Here is a 16,500-nt window from a genome sequence, read left to right as displayed (position 1 = left end):
GGGAGGGAGGGCGGGGCGCCCCGAGAGGCAGGCACGGCCTAGTGCGTCCTCGGCGGCCGGGGAGGCTTCTCGTCCGGTGCGCGCAGGAAGGCCCTCATGCCACGGATCAGCGCCGAACGGTCGTCGGGTTCCATTTCTCCCAGTACTCCGGCCAGGGCCTGGGCACGTCTGTGGGCCACATCCGCCAGCACGTGCCGCCCCTGAGGGGTGAGTGCCAGCAGAACCTCACGGCGGTCGCGCGCGTGCAGAACCCGTTCCAGCATCCCCGCCGCCTCCAGCCGGTCACACAGGCGGCTGGCGGTGGGCAGCCCTATGTCCAGCCGTTCGGCGAGACCCGTGAGGTTCACCTCCGGTGCCGCTTCGAGGGCCCTGAGCGCCCGCAGTTGGTGGAGGGACAACCGCAGGGCCGCCTCCTGAGCGGCCACGGACCACAGGGTCGCAAGACGTTCCACGGCATCAGCGATCGCGTACGCGTCGACGGTCGGATTCTCACCCGAACCCTCAGCACGGTCGTCTGCGCCGCCGGGAAGAGTCACGAGCGCGTCACTTTCAGTAAGAGCCGTTGGTGCGGGTACAAGCCCATAATCCATCGCCCTACCCGGGGAATCGGAACGCAAGCAGGGTTTGCGCGGGATGACTACCCGACCGCGCCAACCACCCGCCCCGACGGGCGTGCACCGGCTGCCCTTCCGGCCCCGACACCGACGCCCCGCACTGCGCCCCGCGAGGGCGGACGCGCACCACGGCCCGCGTGGCGGCGCCCGCCCCGGCCGGCTCGCGGACGGCCCCGCGCCGGATCAGGCCCCGCGCCGGTTCAGCCGCCCGCCGGCCAGGCCACGGTGGTCTGGGCGGGGGAGTCGTAGTCGGTCCCGGGGACGTGCCAGCCGTACAGCCGGCCGACCTGGGCCCTGAACCAGTCGGTGTCCGCCAGTTCGGCCAGGGTCTCGGTGGTCGCGGCGGTCCAGCGCTCGTGGACGGCGGCCTGGACCTTCTCGTCCATCTCCCAGCCGTCGAGGCGGATCCGCTCCTCTTCGTCGAGCTGGAGCGGCGCCGCGCCGGTGAGCTGTCGCCACAGGTCCGCGGCCTGCTGTGCGGTGCTCCGGAAGTCGTCGCCGAGGACGGCACGGAGCAGGGTGGTGTAGAGGGCGATGGACGGGATGGCGGTCGACGCCTGGGTCACAGCCGCGCCGGCGACCACGGTGTGCGCCCGTCCGCCGAGCGGGGCCAGGTCCCGCTGGAGGCGGCGCGCGGTGTCCTCCAGGTGCCGCTTGGCCGCGCCGATGGTGCCTGCCCGGTAGATGGGCGCGGTCAGGTCGGAACCCACGTAGGAGAGCGCCACGGTGTGGAAGTTCCGCTGGACGAGGCCGCGGTCCGTGAGGGCGTCGATCCACAGCTTCCAGTCGGCGCCGCCCATCACCCGTACGGTCGCGTCGCGCTCCGCGTCGGTGGCGGGTTCGAGTTCCAGGGCGCCGACGAGCGCGGTATCGCCGTCGAACTGCAGCGTCTTGGCGCGGTAGGCGGAGCCCAGGGGCTTGATCACCGAGTGGTGGATCTCGCCGGTGACCGGGTCGGTGCGGCGGGGCGCGGCGACGCTGTAGACGAGGAAGTCGACCTTGCCGTACCGGGCGGCGAGGTGGTCGAGGGCCTGCTCCTTGGCCGTGGTGGAGAAGGCGTCCGCGTTGAGGAAGGCGAAGTCGCCGTCCGGTCCGGCGAGTGCCGCGGTGCGGGCCGTGCGGTACCAGCCGGCGGAGGCGGTACGGCGCTCGGTCTCGGGTGCCTCGAAGGCGATGCCGAGTCCGCGCATCCCGTAGGTGCGCAGCGCGGCGACGGTGGCGGCGAGGCCGTAACCGGCACTGGAGCCGATGACCAGGGCGACCGGTCCGGTCCCGTCGGCCGTGTCGGCGGGTGCGGGGGTGCGCTGCCACAGCTCGTCGACGACGGCGGCGCAGCCCTCGGGGTGGGAGTTGAGGTAGAGGAAGCCCCGGTTGCCGGGTTTGATCTCGCGGAGAGCCATGGATGTCCTTCGTGCTGGGAGTCGTCGCCCAGATGAGGAGCGGGCGCCGCCGGCGCCGGGAGGCGGTCCGACGGCTTCGCCGGGTGCGACGAAGCCACGGATGCGTTCCAGGCCGGTCAGGTCTCCATCCTGTCCGGTCGACCCGGGGCGGGGGCGTGGCGACATGTGCCAGGGTCAGCCGGAAAATCTTGTGGGTGCCGTTCTCACACCGGTTCCGGCTGTGGCTCCGGTCGCAGCGTCGGCGCGGTCGCGGGTTCCCAGAGTCTGGTGGTGCGGACGTAGCCGTAGATCACCGATGTCATCGCGGCAATGAGGAGTGGCCCGAACAGCCACGGAATTCTGGCCATTTCCATGGGCAGAAAGCGGTACGACAGCAGGAGCGCGGCGAAGACCCCGGCGGAATGGAGCACCAGCCGGACTCCGGTCCGGTCCCAGCCGCGCTCGTGCGAGCGCAGGGCCGTCTCGATCATGAGCGCGAACACCACGCCGGCGACGAGATCAGCGCCGTAGTGGTAACCGAATCCCAGCGTCGCGGTGAGCGTGGCGATGAGCCAGAACGTGCCCGCGAACCGCAGGAGTCGGGGGCCCTTGCGGGAGTGGATGAAGATCGCGGTGGCCCACGCGGTGTGCAGGCTGGGCATGCAGTTGCGCGGGGTGATGCCGTCGTAGAGCATCGGGCGCGGGGTGTCGATCGGCGGTGGGGTGTCCGGCCAGAGATCGGCCACCGCCCAGTGCACGCCGCCGGTTCCGGAGGCGCCCGGGCCGTACGCGAAGACCGGTCCGACCATCGGGAAGAGCATGTAGATGCCGGGGCCTAGGAGGCCGATCACCAGGAAGGTGCGCACGAGGTGGTGGCGCGGGAAACGGCGTTCCGCCGCCACGTTGCGCAACTGGTAGAGCGCGACGACGATCGCCGCCACCGCGAGCTGTGCGTAGACCAGGTCGAGGAGATGGGTGCCGACCGGACTGGTGGCCCGGACGATCCGGCCCATCAGCCAGGACGGGTTGCCGAGCGCCTGATCGGCGGTCGCCACGTACTGGTCGAGCACCGTCGGCCGGGACTTCGCGGTGATGAGCAGCCAGGTGTCGCCGGTCTTGCGGGCGGCCACCAGCAGCAGGCCGAGGCCGACGCCCTTCAGCAGCAGGACGCGTTCGGCGCCGGTGCGGCGCGTCACGGCGATGACGGCGCAGCCCAGCATCACCCACAGGGCGCCGGTGCCGAAGTAGTGGTCGTCGTCCATCCGGGCGTCGAGCGCCCATCGCACCGCGAAGAGGGTGACGTCGATACCGACGGCGACACCGGCGGCGATGAACCGTTGCCGCCAGGTGAGCACCACCATCGTCAGCGCCAGGCCGCCGTACAACGGCCCCGGTTTCGGGGCGAACACCAGCCCGTTCAGCTGGGTCGTGATCGGTCCCGGTTCGCCGTACCGCCGTGCGAAAAGCTCAAGTACGGTGAGGATGCCGAGAGCCGCCACACCAGCCGCGGCCCACAAAATGGCTCGGCGTTCACGCCATGCGGCCAACTCAGCTCTGTCGTTGATGCGCGAAAACAATCGCGACGCTCTAGATATCAATTGTTGGGCCGATTTGTTCGACATGGGTGGAATAAAGACCCCGCGAGGACGCTGATCAACGCGAGATCGAACATGTTATCGGAGCGTCCACGTGGCGCCTACAGGTACAGGAGTCGGGTGCGTCGGTCGGCTGGTTCCTGTTCTCGCTTCGCCTCCGAGCCTGCCCAGCGCGGGGGCGAGGAACTCGCCCGTCACCGGTCGAACGACCGTGGTGGCGGCGCACGCTGCCGTTCCCGCGAAGCCGGTCGCGCCCGCCCCCCTGGGAGGGGTGACGGGCGCGCCCCTGTCCGAAATGTGTCCGCGGTCCTCCGGGCGCGGGCGGCGTCAGAGCCGCGGAGCCGGTGAGCCGACGGGCAGGCGCCGTGTGGCGCTGCGGCAGATCGAGATGCTCAGGGCCAGCAGCCAGTAGCTGAGGACCGCGCCCATCATGGCGGTGGTGCCCCAGCCGTTCGCCGCGTAGAAGTGCGCGGGGGTGTTGCCGAAGAACAGGGACGGCACGAACAGCAGGTTGACGCCGGCGAGGACGAACGCGGAACGTCCGGTCCACCGGGGCAGCAGGTTCGTGCGGGAGATGCCGTAGCCCACGGCGGTCAGGAACAGCGCCAGCATGAGGCGGCCGATCGACCCGTAGAGGATGTAGGTGCCGCTGACCGCGATGGTCGGGTCGATGGGACGGTCGGCGGCGATGACCGCTCCCGCTTCGAGCCCGCTGGAGACCAGGGTGATCGTCGCGTAGACCAGCCCGCCGGCGAAGGCCATCGTGCCGACCCACTCCTGGGCGGGGTCCGCCGCCTTGACGAGTTCGCGGAACGCCGTGACGAACACGATCAGGAACGCCAGCGCGACCGCTCCGATCAGGAGCCGGGCCAGGACGTTCCAGTCCGGCGGCGGCCCTGAGTAGACGAAGTACAGGGGTACTTCGACGATGAGGGCGGCGGCGGTGGCGATGCCGGAGATGCCGGTCAGCCGCCTGGCGACGGTTTCGTTCATGGTTTCCCCCTGGGTGGTCGTCCGTGCCCGTGTCGTGGTTCCTCGCCGACCGGTGGCCGACTACGCACATGCTGCCGCTCCCGGCGGCGCACGTCGCTGGGCCTGGGCCCCGGACGAGGAGTGGTCCTGACGACACCCCGCGCTCCGGTCAGGGAGCTGAGGCGGGCCTCGACCGGTCCTGGGTGTCCGCCCGGGACGCGGAGGACCTGGCGCGCTCCAGTGTCGCGTCCAGGGCCTGGTGGAGGGTGGACGGCAGCCATGTGCGGCGCGGCCACCGCACCAGATGCTCCGCGACCTGCGCCGGCTCGGCGTTCGTCCGCCGCGAGACCTCCTCCAGGACCTGCCGGCCTGTCTCGGCGTCCACACCGCCGTAGGTGATCACCACCCCGATCGCCTGGTCGACGACGGCGTTCTTCCCGAGCGCGTGCTTCAACCGCTCGGCCTGCGCCCGCAGGGCGGCGATCTCACGATCGTGATCACCACAGCGCGCCACGAGGTCCCTCCTGCCATCCGCCCCAGACGGTCCGACACCGCTCGGAGCTCGATTGCCCCGGTGCACGAACTCGCACGGCAGGATCTGGGTCACAGTGGGGTGGGTAGCCTTCCTGCTCATGATGCGCGCTTGGGTCCTGCCGGTGGTGTGGGTGGTGTGCGGCTCGGTCATCGCGGCCGTGGAGGTGTCCGGCGGGAGTCCGGGTGTGGCGGTGGTGGTGCTGGTGGTGTTCGTTCTGCTCGCGGGGGTGAACTCGCCGCTCGTCTTCCCGCGGTCGGTCGGCGCGCTGGAGGCGCGGCGGCGCAGCGCGGTCGACGGCCGGCCGGTCGTCTACTGGCGGCCGGGCTGCACGTACTGTCTGCGGCTGCGCGTGCGGTTGGGCCGTAGGGCCCGGCAGGTGCACTGGGTCGACATCTGGCGCGACCCGGCCGGAGCGGCGGCGGTCAGGGCGGTCAACGGCGGCGACGAGACGGTGCCGACCGTCGTCGTGGCGGGCCGGCCGCACACCAACCCCGATCCCGCCTGGGTGCGTGAGCAGCTCGCGCGCCCCGCGTGACCGGCCCCGCTCAGAGAAAGCGCCGGATCGGGGTGACGGCGGCCTCTCTCACGCGCTGGACGAGCGCCCGTCTCCGCCACCGTCTGAGGTCGATGTCCACGCTGTGCTTCAGGTCAGCCTCGTAGTCGCGGTCGAGGGTCGCGGTGAACGTCTCGTCCAGGACGGCCAGCATGACCTCTTCGTCGTGTTCCATGGACCGGCGGTTGAAGTTGGTGGAACCGATCAGCGAGGCGACCGAGTCCACCGTGATGATCTTGGCGTGCATCATCGTCGGCTGGTACTGGCGGATGTGCACACCCGCCTCCAGCAGCCGCGTGTAGTGCTGTTGGCCGGCGAGCTGGCAGGCGCGCTGGTCGGTGTGCGGGCCGGGCAGCAGGATCTCGACGCGGACACCGCGGCGGGCGGTGCGGCACAGCAGGTCGACGAAGTAGGTGTCGGGGGCGAAGTAGGCGGTGGCCAGGCGGAACCGCTCCTCGGCGGAGTCGAGCATGACCCGGATGAGGGTCTGCATGTCCTGCCAGCCGATGCTCGCCGAGCCCCGGACGACCTGGACGACGGCCGAACCCGCCTGCTCGTGCTCGACGAAGCGGTCGCGGTCGTCGAAGAGTTCGTGGTGGCACTCGGCCCAGTTCTGCGCGAACGCGGCGGCGATGCCGTCCACGGCAGGACCGCGCACCTGGACGTGGGTGTCGCGCCACTCGTCGGGGTTGCGGGCGTCGCCGCACCACTCCTCGGCGATGCCGACGCCGCCGGTGTACGCCGTCCGCTCGTCCACGATGAGCGCCTTGCGGTGGCACCGGTGGTTCTGCTTGAACGGTGACAGCCAGACGGGCTTGCGGAACCAGGCCACCTGCACCCCGGAGTCGTCCATGAGGTCCAGCAGGTCCCGCTCGATCTCCTTGGCGCCGAACCCGTCGAGCAGCAGCCGCACCCGGACCCCGGCACGGGCGCGGTCGGCGAGCGCGGCGGCGAAGTCGCGGGCGATCTGACCGCGCCAGTAGACGAACGTCATCATGTCGATCGTGTGCTGGGCCGAGCGGATCGCACCGAGCATCGCGGGAAAGATCTCGTCGCCGTTGTGCAGGGGCACCAAGTCGTTGCCCTCGGTGGCCGCAACGCCGATCAGCCGTTCGAGGCGACGGCGAAGACGTTGCTTGCGCGCCTCCGCATCGGGCTCGCACGTGCGAGCCGCGGGTGCCGGTATGCCGTCGAGGATCACGCATGTCTCCAGGTGCGCCAAGGAACAGAGCGGTTGCGGGCCGCCGGGCGAGCCCAGGGAGCGGATGCCCGGTACCCGGCGCCTCACTCCCGGCGCCGTACCCACCGTGACCCCCGGCACACCCCCGACTTCGCGCCGGCGCCCCGGCGCGGATCCAGCGAGACGCGCCCGCCCCGCCTGCTCCTCGATACAGGGGGCATACGGCGATGCACCGGGGAGAACAGCCCCGGTGCGTCTCATCGCAGCAAGCGCTGAACCAGAGGGGTGGCCCATGTCGACTGCCGTGCCGGAAAGACCCGCCGAACTACCGGGCGAGCAGGACGGGGGCGCAGCCGTGGCGGCCGCCGAGCCGATCCGGCCGGCGCTGCCGCGCGGGCTCGGCCGGTGCGCCGGGTGGATCGGAGCCCTGACCGTCTGTCAGGCGGCACTCATGGTCGGCCTCGGACTGCTCATCACCGGCCCGGCCCACATCCTGTGGCCGCTCGCGGCCGAGGACAGGGTGAACGAGGCCTTCGTGCGGATGCGTACGGGCACCCTGACCACCCTGTCCTCGATCGCGTCCGAGGCGGGCAACACCGAGACGGTGATCGCCGTCACCCTGGTGAGCTGTCTGTGCCTGCTCCTCGTGCCCCGGCTGCCCAGGTGGCGCCAGGCCGCGTTCCTCGCCCTGGCCGTGTCGCTGCAGTCGCTGGTCTTCCTCGTCATCACGGTCGCGGTCGACCGGCACCGCCCCGAGGTGCACCGGCTCGACGGCTCGCTGCCCACGTCGAGTTACACCTCCGGTCACACCGGCGCGGCTACCGCGATCTACGGCGGCCTCGCGGTGCTGGCGGTGTCCAGGCTGCGTGGACCGTGGCGGATCGTCGTGGGCTGCGTGCTGTGCGCCCTGCCCCTCCTGGTCGGCGTCGCCCGGCTCTACCGCGGCATGCACCATCCCACCGACGTGGTGGGCGGTCTCGTCAACGGAAGCCTGTCGCTGCTGATCGTCGGCCGCGCCCTGCTCATGGACGCACGGGTCGCCGCCCGCCCCGCCACCCCCGAGCCCGCACAGGCACCCACGCCCGCGGCAGACCGCCCGCGGCGGACACCCGGCCACGCCGCCGTGATCCTCAACCCCACCGTCACCGGCCGTACCGACCGCGACGCCCTGCGCCGGGTGCTGGAGCACCACGGCCACCACGCACCGGTGTTCATCGAGACGACCGCCGACGACCCGGGAGGCGGCCAGGCGGCCGATGCGGTCCGCGACGGCGCGGCACTCGTGGTCGTGTGCGGCGGCGACGGCACGGTCCGCGCGGCCGCCGACGCCCTCGCGGGCGGCGACGTCCCGCTCGCCCTGGTCCCCTGCGGCACCGGCAACCTCCTCGCCCGCAATCTCGGCCTGCCGCTCGCCCCGGCCGACGCCCTCGACGCCGCGCTGCGCGGCACCGCCCACCGCGTCGACCTCGGCCGCATCGAGGGCGACGACCTGGCCCCCACGCACTTCGCCGCCATGTCCGGCGCCGGCCTCGACGCCGCGATGGTGCAGCGCGCCAACGCCAACGACCGGGCCAAGTCCCTCCTCGGGTGGCCCGCCTACGTCATCGCCGTCCTGCAGGTGCTGCGCACCCCGCGCACCGCACTGAGCGTCCGCCTCGACGGCGCGCCCGCCCTGCGTCGCACCGCCCGCATGGTCCTGGTCGGCAACATCGGCACCGTCCAGGGCGGTCTGACGCTGCTGCCGAGCGCACAGCCCGACGACGGCCGGCTCGACCTGCTGATCCTGGACCCGCGCGGCATCGGCGGCTGGCTGGCCGCCGTGCGGACGCTGCTGCGCCCCGGCACGACGGCCTCACCCGCGCGGTCCGGCCCCGACGCCCGCGAGCCGCGGCACGACGAGGGCGGCACACCCGTGGAGTTCTTCACCTTCCGGCGCGCGGAGATCACCTTCGACGCCCCGCAGCCCCGCGAACTGGACGGCGATCCGGTGACCGCCGGCCGGCATCTCACCGCCGAGGTCAGGCCAGGCGCGCTGACCATGCTGCTGCCGGCGCGGGAGAAGTGAATGGGTACCGCCACGACCGTCCCCGAGACGCGCGACATGACCGGCGAGGAGCTGTCCGGCGACGAGGCATGGGCGGCACTGCGCCGCTACGGCGGCTGGTCCCTGCTGCGCGACGCCTTCCTCCGCTTCCGGTACGCCGACGGCTTCAGCCACTCCCGGGCCCTCGCCCTGCAGACCGTACTCGCCGTCATACCCCTGGCCATCGCGTTCGTCGGCCTGTCGACCAGCCTGCACACCGAGAGCATCGGCAGGCTGGCCGAACTGACGATCCACCGGATCGCCCGGGGACCCAGTGCCGACGTCGTCGACGACGCCCTCGACCGCGGCCGCCGCACGGCGGGTGACGGCGCCGCCGTCGCCCTCTGGCTCGGCGCCGCCTTCTCACTGGTCAACGTCACCACCGCCATGTGCCAGATCGAGCGGGGCGCCAACCGGATCTACGGCAACGAACGCGACCGCCCCTTCCTCCCGAAGTACCTGCGCGGGCTGCGGATGTCCGTCAGCGCCGGCCTCCCGCTCGGCCTCGGATTCGTCGTCATGGTGGCCGGAGGCGACCTCGCGTCGGCTGCCGTGACCGTCTACCACCTCGACGGCAGCGCCCGCACGGCCTGGGACCTCCTGCGCTGGCCGTTCGGGCTGCTGCTCGCGCTGCTCTCCGCGAGTGTCGTCTTCCGCCGCTCACCGCGCCGCAACCAGCCCGGCTACACCTGGCTGGCCTTCGGCGCGGCCGTCTACCTGGTGCTGTGGATGACACTTACCTGGCTGTTGAGTCTCTATCTGGACCTCAGCGGCTCCTTCGACACCATCTACGGGCCGCTGAGCGCCTTCATGTCCCTGCTGCTGTGGGCGTACCTCACGTCCATCGCCCTCTTCCTCGGGCTCGCGTTCGCCGCGCAACTGGAAGCGGCGCGCGGCCGCCGTCCCGGCCCGATCCAAGCCGATCCGGGAGTCTGAATGCTCAACCGAACCACCCGGGTGGGCGCGCGTGAGCGCCGTCGGCAGGCCGACCGCAGGTTCGGCGCACGGCTGCTGGGCGCCGCCGCCCTCGCCGCCGTCGCCGTGGTCGCCTTCGCGCTGCTCCTCGTCCTGGTCGAGAGCGGGTGGCCGCCCCTGTGGCGCCTGGACAACTCCGCCGCCCGGCGCCTGCACGCGTTCGCCCTGCACCACCACGAGTGGACGTCCGTCCTCCACCTGCTGTCCGACCGCATCTGGGACCCCGTGACGTTGCGCGCGGCCGTCGCGGTGCTGACCGCGTGGCTGCTGTACCGCCGTGCCTGGCGCCTCGCCGCCTGGGCGGCGGTGACCGCGGTGACCGGAGGGCTCGTCGGGCTGCTGGCCAAGGCCGCGGTGGAGCGGGCCAGGCCCGCGCTGCCCGACCCCGTGGCACACGCGCCCGGCTACTCCTTCCCGTCCGGGCACGCGATGACGGCGACCACGTCCTTCGCCATCCTCATGCTGGTGCTGGCACCGCTGCTGCCGCGGGTCTGGCGGACCGCCTGCTGGTGCGTCGCCGTCATCTCCGTCGTCGGGGTCGGCTTCACCCGGGTCGCCCTCGGCGTGCACTGGTTCAGCGACGTCCTGGGCGGCTGGCTCCTCGGCCTCACCGTCGTCGCCCTTACCGCGTGGCCCTTCGAGGCATGGCGCGCGGACACCGGGCGCGACCGTACCCCGGTGAGCCGGGGACTCGAACCCGAACTCACCGAAGCCACCCCCGAACCCCCGGCCTGACAGCCGGTCCGGGGATCGCACCGTGCGGCTGTGGCCCGATTCCCGGGCCCCCGTCGCACACACGTCCCCCTTCCCGCTCCCCGCGTAGGTCCCCCGAAGGGGGGTAAGGGGGTCACCTCCACCCTTCTACGAGGCGGTCATATGCGCGCGTCCACACCGGAGCCCCGCTTCGTGAAACTGTTTTCGGCCACCGACCCCGTCGGGCACGAGCTGGAACGGTCGGAGCACGCCCGGCTCCGGCGCACCCTCGCCGCACGGGCCACGATCAACATGGCGGAAGGCGCGCTGGCCGTGCTCGGCTCACTGCCGATCGAGGACGCGTGCCTCGTCCTGACGGACGTCGCACGTCGTCTGCGCGTCGATGCCCACCTCGTGGCGGAACACGTGCTGAACATGGTGCAGGGGGTCGCCGTTCCGGGCACCGTGTACGACGAGCTCCACCACGTGCTGGACGCGTACGGTTCCGGCGGGAGGAGCGCGGCCGACAGGGTGGCGGAGTGAGGCTGTCGGCCGCGCTCGCCCTGTCGCTCGTCGTCGACGGGGCGATGACCGGGCGGGCCCGGTGCCGGGCTCAGCCGCCCGTCAGCAGTTGCCGTACGACGTAACCGGCGGAGTCCACACCGGAACTGCCGCCTTCCACGAGGGCCGCGACCGAGACGCGGGAGTCGTAGGCGGTCAGCCAGCCGTTGGTGTGGTCCCCCTCTTCGGCGGTGCCCGTCTTGGCGCCGACGCCCGCGAGCCCGCCCAGGCGGGGAGCCGCGGTGCCGGCTGCGGCGACACCGCGCATCATCGACTGCAGGTAGCCGGCGGTGCGCGGGGAGATGGGCCGCGGTGCGGTGGCCTGGTGCTGTCGGGGGATGATGACCGGCTGCTGGAAGCCGGCGTTGCGCACGGTCGCCGCGACGGACGCCATGAACAGGGGAGTGGCCGTGACCTTGCCCTGGCCGATGAACTGGGCCGCCTGGTCGCCGCCCTGGACGTCCGGCGGGATGCTCGGGTCGGTCGTCGCGACCCCGCCGCCGATGGACCAACTGCCCATGCCGAAGACGTTCACCGCCTCGTCGTGCAGGGCGGAGGCGTCACCGTCGTGCACCAGGTGGTGGAAACCGGCCTTGATGAAGGAGGTGTTGCACGACACGGCGAACGCCTGGGCGAGGGAGGAGGAGCTGTTGACCCTCACTCCGGGGTCGTTGTGGAACGTCTGGCTGTTCGCCACCACCGAGTCGGTGCACGGTGCCGGACTGCTCGCCGTCATACCCGCACGGTCGAACAACGCGGCCGCAGTGATGATCTTCATCGTCGAGCCGGGCGACTTGACGCCGTTGATGGCGATGTTCCCGTCCGCGCCCGTGTGCGCGATCGCCAGGACGTGGCCGTTCCGCCAGTCGAGCGCCACGGTTCCGGCGGGCTTGCCCTGGAGGTGGGAGTCCTTCACCGCCTTCTCGGCGACGGCCTGCAGACCGGCGTCGATGGTCGTCCTGACGACCGGTGTCCGTCCCTTGGTGAAGACCTTCAGCCGCTCCACCACCGTGCCGTCACCGTCGACGACGCCCACGCCCGTGCCGGGACTGCCGCCGGTGGGCCGCGCGTTCTGCCGGATCGTCGCCGCGATCTCGTGGAGCGACGGGAAAGCGGACAGTTCCGTTTTGCCGTCGCGCGCGACCACCTTCGCCGCCCCCGCGCCGACCGGTAGCCTGCCCGCGGTGAGCGACTGGCCCTCACCCAGCCCGGGATACAGCACCGAGTTGTTCCAGTGGACCGCGAGCAGGCCGTCCTTGCTCTTCAGCACGGCCACCGCACTCGGGTAGGTCCAGGTGCCACCGGCGACACGCGCGGTGACCTCGAAGTCGACCTTGGCGGCGCCGTGCGTGACCTCGGACGGTCCCGAGGCGCGTACCTGGCCGAATGTCAGCTCCTTCAGGTGCAGTCCGCTCGCGTACTCCCGCAGGGCCTGCGCCGCGGTGTCCGGCAGGTCCGTGTCGCTCGCCGCGCCTTGGAGATGATGACGCGACCAACTGTCCAGGAACGCGCGGGTCGACTTGACCGCTTCCGCGTTCGACGGCGGTGTGTCCGACAACGTTGCCGCGTCTAAGGTTCCCCCGGCCGTCGGCACGCCGTCACCCGCGGAACCGGAGGTGAGGCCGTGCACGACGTTGTACGTACCGATTCCCCCGACGACGAGCAGCGCGGTGCACGTACCGGCCAGGCCGATCTTCACAGCTCTGTTCATGAGCGGGATCGTATGTATGTTCCATGTACGGGTGTGCCGAGCATCGGTAGATCGTTACCGGACCGTGCACCACGAGAGGGCCTCTTCCGGCCGAACGCCGAGACATCCCGGCCGCGCACTGCTTGCAGGGGCCCCGGCGCTCCGGCGGTTGTGAAGCGCGCTGCCTGGACGGACACGGTGCGCGGGCCGGGCGGCGTTGAAAAGGTTGAAAGGCGCGTGGGGCCGGGACGCGGGCCGGACGTGCCGCCGCGAGGCAGCGCCTGTCCGCGCGGTGCAACCACCGCGATGTCTGAAGCCGAACCGCGTGTGTTGCGTCCGCCCCGGCCTCCTGATTCCTTCGACACCTGAACACAAGATGGTCCGTGAGGGCCCGCTTCTTCTGGTTTGCTTCTACGTCTTCTGTTGGACACTCAGGGAGTCAAGACAGTGCATAAAGGGATGAGAAGGTCCATCAGGATGGCGAGTCTGGTCACGTCTTTGACGCTGCCGTTCGCCCTTGCCCAGCCGGCCTTCGCGGGGTCCGAGAACCCCGAGCCGGCCCCCGCGTGCGTCGCGATGTACCAGAGTTGGCGGTACACCGACGCCGCCAACAACTGCGCCGACGCGGTCTCCGTCATGGTCGTCTACGAAGACGGCGCGACCGGTCTGTGCTACCCGCTGCCCGCAGGCGCCTCCGCCACCGTCGGCGAGGGGTACCTCGGCCAACACGGTCACCCCGACCACCTCGCCGCCTGCGACTGAACCAGCCGGACGAGAGGGGGGCGGTCCTACGCCCGCGTGTTGAGTACGGATGCTCATGCGTGGCCCCGCCACCCGCAGCAGCCTGTACCCATGACCGACATCCTCTCGGCGGCCCCGGTACGCCGTCGCCCTTGGTCGCGCCGAACCCGCCGGGGCGTGGACCTTGCCTTCGCGATCCCGCTGTTCCTGGTGGAGACGGTGTGGCTCGCCCTGGACTGGATCTACGGCACCGGTCTTGAGGTGTGGGCGGCGCAGGGCGACAAGGACCGGATCGACGCGGCCGAGCTCGCGCACATGGGGCGGGTACGGACGATGCTGATCGCGGTGATCGTCATCGCGGTCCTCGGGGCCGTCTTCCGCGCGCGCTGGACGGTGGTCGTACATCTGGTGGTCGCCCTGCTGGCCGGCGGAGTGCTCACGGCCTCGCACCAGGAGTGGAACGAGAACCACACCCCGCCCGCCGGTTGCGTCCGTTACCGAGCGGGCTGTTGAGGCGGCCGGGCCCGGACCGCGCCCGGCCGCCCACCCGGGGGACAACCCCCGGTCGCCCGGGGGGAGAACCTCGTAGGCAGTGGGTGGCTGGCAGGCTTCTTCGGGTCGCGGGGGCGACAGGAGACTCTGTGCATGACGACTTCCCCCGGTGTCTCCGCGACGCCCCGGTCCACTGCCGCCCTCGCCGAAAAGCCCCGTGCGGACGCCGGCAGCGACTTCGCGCGGCTCTCCCAACGGATAGCGGCGGCGGGCCTGTTGCGTCGGCGCCCCGGCTACTACACGGCACGCGTCGGCCTGGTCGCCGGACTGTACGCGGCGGGGTGGGGCGCCTTCTTCGTCCTGGGCGACAGCTGGGGCCAACTGGCCGTCGCGGCCTTCCTGGCCTTGGTGTTCGGGCAGGTCGCCCTGCTGGCGCACGACCTGGCCCACCGGCAGGTCTTCCGGCGGCGCGGGCCGAGCGAGAGCATGGGCCGGCTGTTCGGGAACCTGGGCGTCGGCATGAGCTACGGCTGGTGGATGAACAAGCACACGCGCCACCACGCCAACCCCAACCATGAGGACCTGGACCCCGACGTCGCCCCGGACATCCTGGTGTGGTCCACCGATCAGGCGCGTGCCAGCCGTGGCGTGGCGCGACTGATCGGCGGCCATCAGGCGTTGCTGTTCTTCCCGTTGCTGACGCTCGAAGGCTTCAACCTGCACGTGTCGAGCCTGCGGGCGCTGCGTTCGCCGTACATGAAGAAGCGGACGCTGGAGGCCACCCTGCTCCTGCTGCACATCGCGGGCCTGCTGTCCGCTCTCTTCCTCGTCCTCTCGCCGGGCAGGGCTCTGGCGTTCCTGGCGCTGAACCAGTGCCTGTTCGGTGTCTATCTCGGCTGCACCTTCGCCCCGAACCACAAGGGCATGCCCACCTTCACCGGTGACGAGCGGCCCGACTTCCTGCGACGCCAGGTGCTGACCTCCCGCAACGTGCGCGGCGGTCCGCTCACCGACGTGATGCTGGGCGGCCTCAACTACCAGATCGAGCACCACCTGTTCCCGAGCATGCCCACACCCCATCTGCGCCGTGCGCAGACCATCGTGCGGCAGTACTGCGCCGACTTGGGGGTGCCGTACCACGAGACCGGGCTGATCCGCTCCTATCGCGAGGCGCTGACGCACCTGCACCGGGTGGGAGAGCCGATCCGGCGGCAGCGCGGGGCTCGGTGAGACGTCCCCTCCCCGAAGGGAGGGGACGCGGCGCCTACCGGGTGCCGAGACCGGCGTCGTCGACCTCGTCCTTGCCCTCGGCCTTGAGGACCTTGTCGAGCAGGGTGAGGTCGTAGATGCCCTTCAGGTCGGGCTTGTCCAGCAGACCGGCCGTCACCGCGTGCTGCGCCTCGGTGTCGAGGGTCGAGGCCAGCGGGTCGTTGAGGAAGGCGATGGACTTCCAGGCCGGGTCGATGACATCGGCGGGCAGCTCCTTGCCCGACAGGTCCTTCAGCGCCGCGTTGGCGGACGCCTTCGCCTTGTCCGGGTTGGCGTTGATCCACTCGTTCGTCTTCACCGACCCGCGCAGCACGGCCTCGACGACGTCGGGGTGAGCCTTCAGGAACTTCTGCGACACGATGATGTTCGTGATCACGAACTTCTTGTCCGGCCACAGCGTCGACTCGTCGAGCAGGACCTTCGCGCCCTCGGCGACCAGCTTGGAGGCGGTCGGCTCGGGGACCCAGGCACCGTCGATGGAACCGGACTTGTAGGCATCCGGCGTGATCTTGTTGTCGGTGCGGACGACGGAGACGTCACCCTTGCCACTCTGTGCGTCGACCTTCCAGCCCTGCTGGGCCGCCCAGTTGAGGAACGCGACGTCCTGGGTGTTGCCGAGCTGGGGCGTGGCGATCTTCTTGCCCTTGACGTCCTTGAGGGACTTGATCTTCTTCGGGTTGACGACCAGCTTCACCCCGCCCGAGGCCGAACCGCCGATGATCCGCAGGTTCTTGCCGTCGGACTTCGCGTAGCCGTTGATGGCGGGGGAGGGGCCGATCCAGCCGATGTCGATGGACCCGGCGTTGAGCGCCTCGATCTCGGAGGGGCCGGCGTTGAAGGTGGACGTCTTGATCGTGGTGCCGCCGAGCTCCTTCTGGAACAGGCCCTCCTGCACGCCGACGAGCGCGGTGGCGTGCGTGAGGTTGGGGAAGTAGCCGATCTTGACCTCGTCGGCCGAGAGCTTCTTGGCGCCTGCCGCGACCGCGGTCTTCTTCCCGTCGTCGGTGGAGTCCGAACCGTACCCGCAGGCGGTCAGCAGGACGGGCAGGGTCGCTATGACGGCGATGGTGCGCAGGGTGGTGAACGGTCTCGCGGTAGACACGGAGGTGTCCTCTCAGGGGATGGGCGAACTGGTGGGACGGGTACGGCAGAGCGGGGCGTGGGGGAG

The 16,500-nt window shown here is 71.2% G+C and carries 16 protein-coding genes; 8 read left to right on the top strand and 8 right to left on the bottom strand.

Translation table 11 applies throughout. The features are described from left to right. Positions 1–38: 38 nt before the first annotated feature. The 5 genes from V7E45_RS29820 to V7E45_RS29800 all read right to left on the bottom strand — a co-directional run bounded on the left by V7E45_RS29820 (position 39) and on the right by V7E45_RS29800 (position 5,074). Positions 39–590: a MarR family winged helix-turn-helix transcriptional regulator gene (locus tag V7E45_RS29820; RefSeq protein ID WP_333777308.1), complete on the bottom strand. Its 552-nt coding sequence runs from the start codon at positions 588–590 to the stop codon at positions 39–41. Positions 591–814: 224 nt separating this feature from the next. After that, positions 815–2,014: an enoyl-[acyl-carrier-protein] reductase FabV gene (gene fabV / locus V7E45_RS29815; protein WP_333777307.1), complete on the bottom strand. Its 1,200-nt coding sequence runs from the start codon at positions 2,012–2,014 to the stop codon at positions 815–817. Between the two features lie 203 nt (positions 2,015–2,217). Continuing rightward, positions 2,218–3,615, bottom strand: coding sequence for a phosphatase PAP2 family protein (locus V7E45_RS29810; protein WP_443056284.1), 1,398 nt, complete (start codon positions 3,613–3,615; stop codon positions 2,218–2,220). Positions 3,616–3,915: 300 nt separating this feature from the next. Then, complete coding sequence (locus tag V7E45_RS29805; protein WP_333777306.1) at positions 3,916–4,581, bottom strand: hypothetical protein; 666 nt, start codon at positions 4,579–4,581, stop codon at positions 3,916–3,918. Between the two features lie 148 nt (positions 4,582–4,729). Beyond that, on the bottom strand, positions 4,730–5,074 hold the full coding sequence (locus V7E45_RS29800; RefSeq protein WP_333777305.1) for an ANTAR domain-containing protein: 345 nt from the start codon (positions 5,072–5,074) through the stop codon (positions 4,730–4,732). A 118-nt stretch (positions 5,075–5,192) separates the two neighbouring features. Here V7E45_RS29800 and V7E45_RS29795 point away from each other — a divergent pair, with 118 nt between their 5' ends. Next, the gene (locus V7E45_RS29795; protein WP_333777304.1) at positions 5,193–5,630 is read left to right on the top strand and encodes a glutaredoxin domain-containing protein; all 438 of its coding nucleotides are present in this window, start codon (positions 5,193–5,195) and stop codon (positions 5,628–5,630) included. A gap of 10 nt (positions 5,631–5,640) precedes the next feature. On the opposite strand, the gene V7E45_RS29790 is transcribed toward V7E45_RS29795, so the two are convergent. Continuing rightward, on the bottom strand, positions 5,641–6,849 hold the full coding sequence (locus tag V7E45_RS29790) for a phospholipase D-like domain-containing protein (RefSeq protein ID WP_443056283.1): 1,209 nt from the start codon (positions 6,847–6,849) through the stop codon (positions 5,641–5,643). 271 nt (positions 6,850–7,120) lie between these two features. Between V7E45_RS29790 and V7E45_RS29785 the strand changes: the two genes are divergently transcribed. The 4 genes from V7E45_RS29785 to V7E45_RS29770 all read left to right on the top strand — a co-directional run bounded on the left by V7E45_RS29785 (position 7,121) and on the right by V7E45_RS29770 (position 11,122). Continuing rightward, complete coding sequence (locus tag V7E45_RS29785; protein ID WP_333777303.1) at positions 7,121–8,893, top strand: diacylglycerol kinase family protein; 1,773 nt, start codon at positions 7,121–7,123, stop codon at positions 8,891–8,893. Next, positions 8,894–9,847, top strand: coding sequence for a YihY/virulence factor BrkB family protein (locus tag V7E45_RS29780; protein ID WP_333777302.1), 954 nt, complete (start codon positions 8,894–8,896; stop codon positions 9,845–9,847). Continuing rightward, positions 9,848–10,621, top strand: coding sequence for a phosphatase PAP2 family protein (locus tag V7E45_RS29775; protein WP_333777301.1), 774 nt, complete (start codon positions 9,848–9,850; stop codon positions 10,619–10,621). 171 nt (positions 10,622–10,792) lie between these two features. Further along, a complete protein-coding gene (locus tag V7E45_RS29770; protein ID WP_333777300.1) occupies positions 10,793–11,122 on the top strand; it encodes an ANTAR domain-containing protein in 330 nt (109 codons plus the stop codon). A 70-nt stretch (positions 11,123–11,192) separates the two neighbouring features. On the opposite strand, the gene V7E45_RS29765 is transcribed toward V7E45_RS29770, so the two are convergent. Beyond that, positions 11,193–12,851: a penicillin-binding transpeptidase domain-containing protein gene (locus V7E45_RS29765; protein WP_333777299.1), complete on the bottom strand. Its 1,659-nt coding sequence runs from the start codon at positions 12,849–12,851 to the stop codon at positions 11,193–11,195. Between the two features lie 456 nt (positions 12,852–13,307). On the opposite strand from V7E45_RS29765, the gene V7E45_RS29760 reads away from it, so the two are divergent. The 3 genes from V7E45_RS29760 to V7E45_RS29750 all read left to right on the top strand — a co-directional run bounded on the left by V7E45_RS29760 (position 13,308) and on the right by V7E45_RS29750 (position 15,293). Further along, on the top strand, positions 13,308–13,592 hold the full coding sequence (locus tag V7E45_RS29760) for an alpha-amylase (RefSeq protein ID WP_333777298.1): 285 nt from the start codon (positions 13,308–13,310) through the stop codon (positions 13,590–13,592). 90 nt (positions 13,593–13,682) lie between these two features. Further along, positions 13,683–14,084, top strand: a complete 402-nt coding sequence (locus tag V7E45_RS29755) for a DUF6234 family protein (protein WP_333777297.1) — start codon at positions 13,683–13,685, stop codon at positions 14,082–14,084. Positions 14,085–14,216: 132 nt separating this feature from the next. Beyond that, positions 14,217–15,293, top strand: a complete 1,077-nt coding sequence (locus V7E45_RS29750) for a fatty acid desaturase family protein (RefSeq protein WP_333777296.1) — start codon at positions 14,217–14,219, stop codon at positions 15,291–15,293. A gap of 34 nt (positions 15,294–15,327) precedes the next feature. On the opposite strand, the gene V7E45_RS29745 is transcribed toward V7E45_RS29750, so the two are convergent. Next, complete coding sequence (locus tag V7E45_RS29745; protein ID WP_333777295.1) at positions 15,328–16,434, bottom strand: aliphatic sulfonate ABC transporter substrate-binding protein; 1,107 nt, start codon at positions 16,432–16,434, stop codon at positions 15,328–15,330. Positions 16,435–16,500: the final 66 nt, after the last annotated feature.

It is taken from the genome of Streptomyces sp. IBSBF 3136 (assembly GCF_036815105.1).
Classification (GTDB): Bacteria; Actinomycetota; Actinomycetes; order Streptomycetales; family Streptomycetaceae; genus Streptomyces.
The sequence above is the reverse complement of the archived record's forward strand: the minus strand, read 5'-3'. Positions and strand labels throughout refer to the sequence as shown.

What these genes read in the sequence shown, in the direction of transcription:
- V7E45_RS29820 (WP_333777308.1), bottom strand. Translation starts at nt 590, where the DNA reads ATGGATTATGGGCTTGTACCCGCACCAACGGCTCTTACTGAAAGTGAC.
- fabV (WP_333777307.1), bottom strand. Translation starts at nt 2,014, where the DNA reads ATGGCTCTCCGCGAGATCAAACCCGGCAACCGGGGCTTCCTCTACCTC.
- V7E45_RS29810 (WP_443056284.1), bottom strand. Translation starts at nt 3,615, where the DNA reads ATGTCGAACAAATCGGCCCAACAATTGATATCTAGAGCGTCGCGATTG.
- V7E45_RS29805 (WP_333777306.1), bottom strand. Translation starts at nt 4,581, where the DNA reads ATGAACGAAACCGTCGCCAGGCGGCTGACCGGCATCTCCGGCATCGCC.
- V7E45_RS29795 (WP_333777304.1), top strand. Translation starts at nt 5,193, where the DNA reads ATGATGCGCGCTTGGGTCCTGCCGGTGGTGTGGGTGGTGTGCGGCTCG.
- V7E45_RS29785 (WP_333777303.1), top strand. Translation starts at nt 7,121, where the DNA reads ATGTCGACTGCCGTGCCGGAAAGACCCGCCGAACTACCGGGCGAGCAG.
- V7E45_RS29780 (WP_333777302.1), top strand. Translation starts at nt 8,894, where the DNA reads ATGGGTACCGCCACGACCGTCCCCGAGACGCGCGACATGACCGGCGAG.
- V7E45_RS29775 (WP_333777301.1), top strand. Translation starts at nt 9,848, where the DNA reads ATGCTCAACCGAACCACCCGGGTGGGCGCGCGTGAGCGCCGTCGGCAG.
- V7E45_RS29765 (WP_333777299.1), bottom strand. Translation starts at nt 12,851, where the DNA reads ATGAACAGAGCTGTGAAGATCGGCCTGGCCGGTACGTGCACCGCGCTG.
- V7E45_RS29760 (WP_333777298.1), top strand. Translation starts at nt 13,308, where the DNA reads ATGGCGAGTCTGGTCACGTCTTTGACGCTGCCGTTCGCCCTTGCCCAG.
- V7E45_RS29755 (WP_333777297.1), top strand. Translation starts at nt 13,683, where the DNA reads ATGACCGACATCCTCTCGGCGGCCCCGGTACGCCGTCGCCCTTGGTCG.
- V7E45_RS29750 (WP_333777296.1), top strand. Translation starts at nt 14,217, where the DNA reads ATGACGACTTCCCCCGGTGTCTCCGCGACGCCCCGGTCCACTGCCGCC.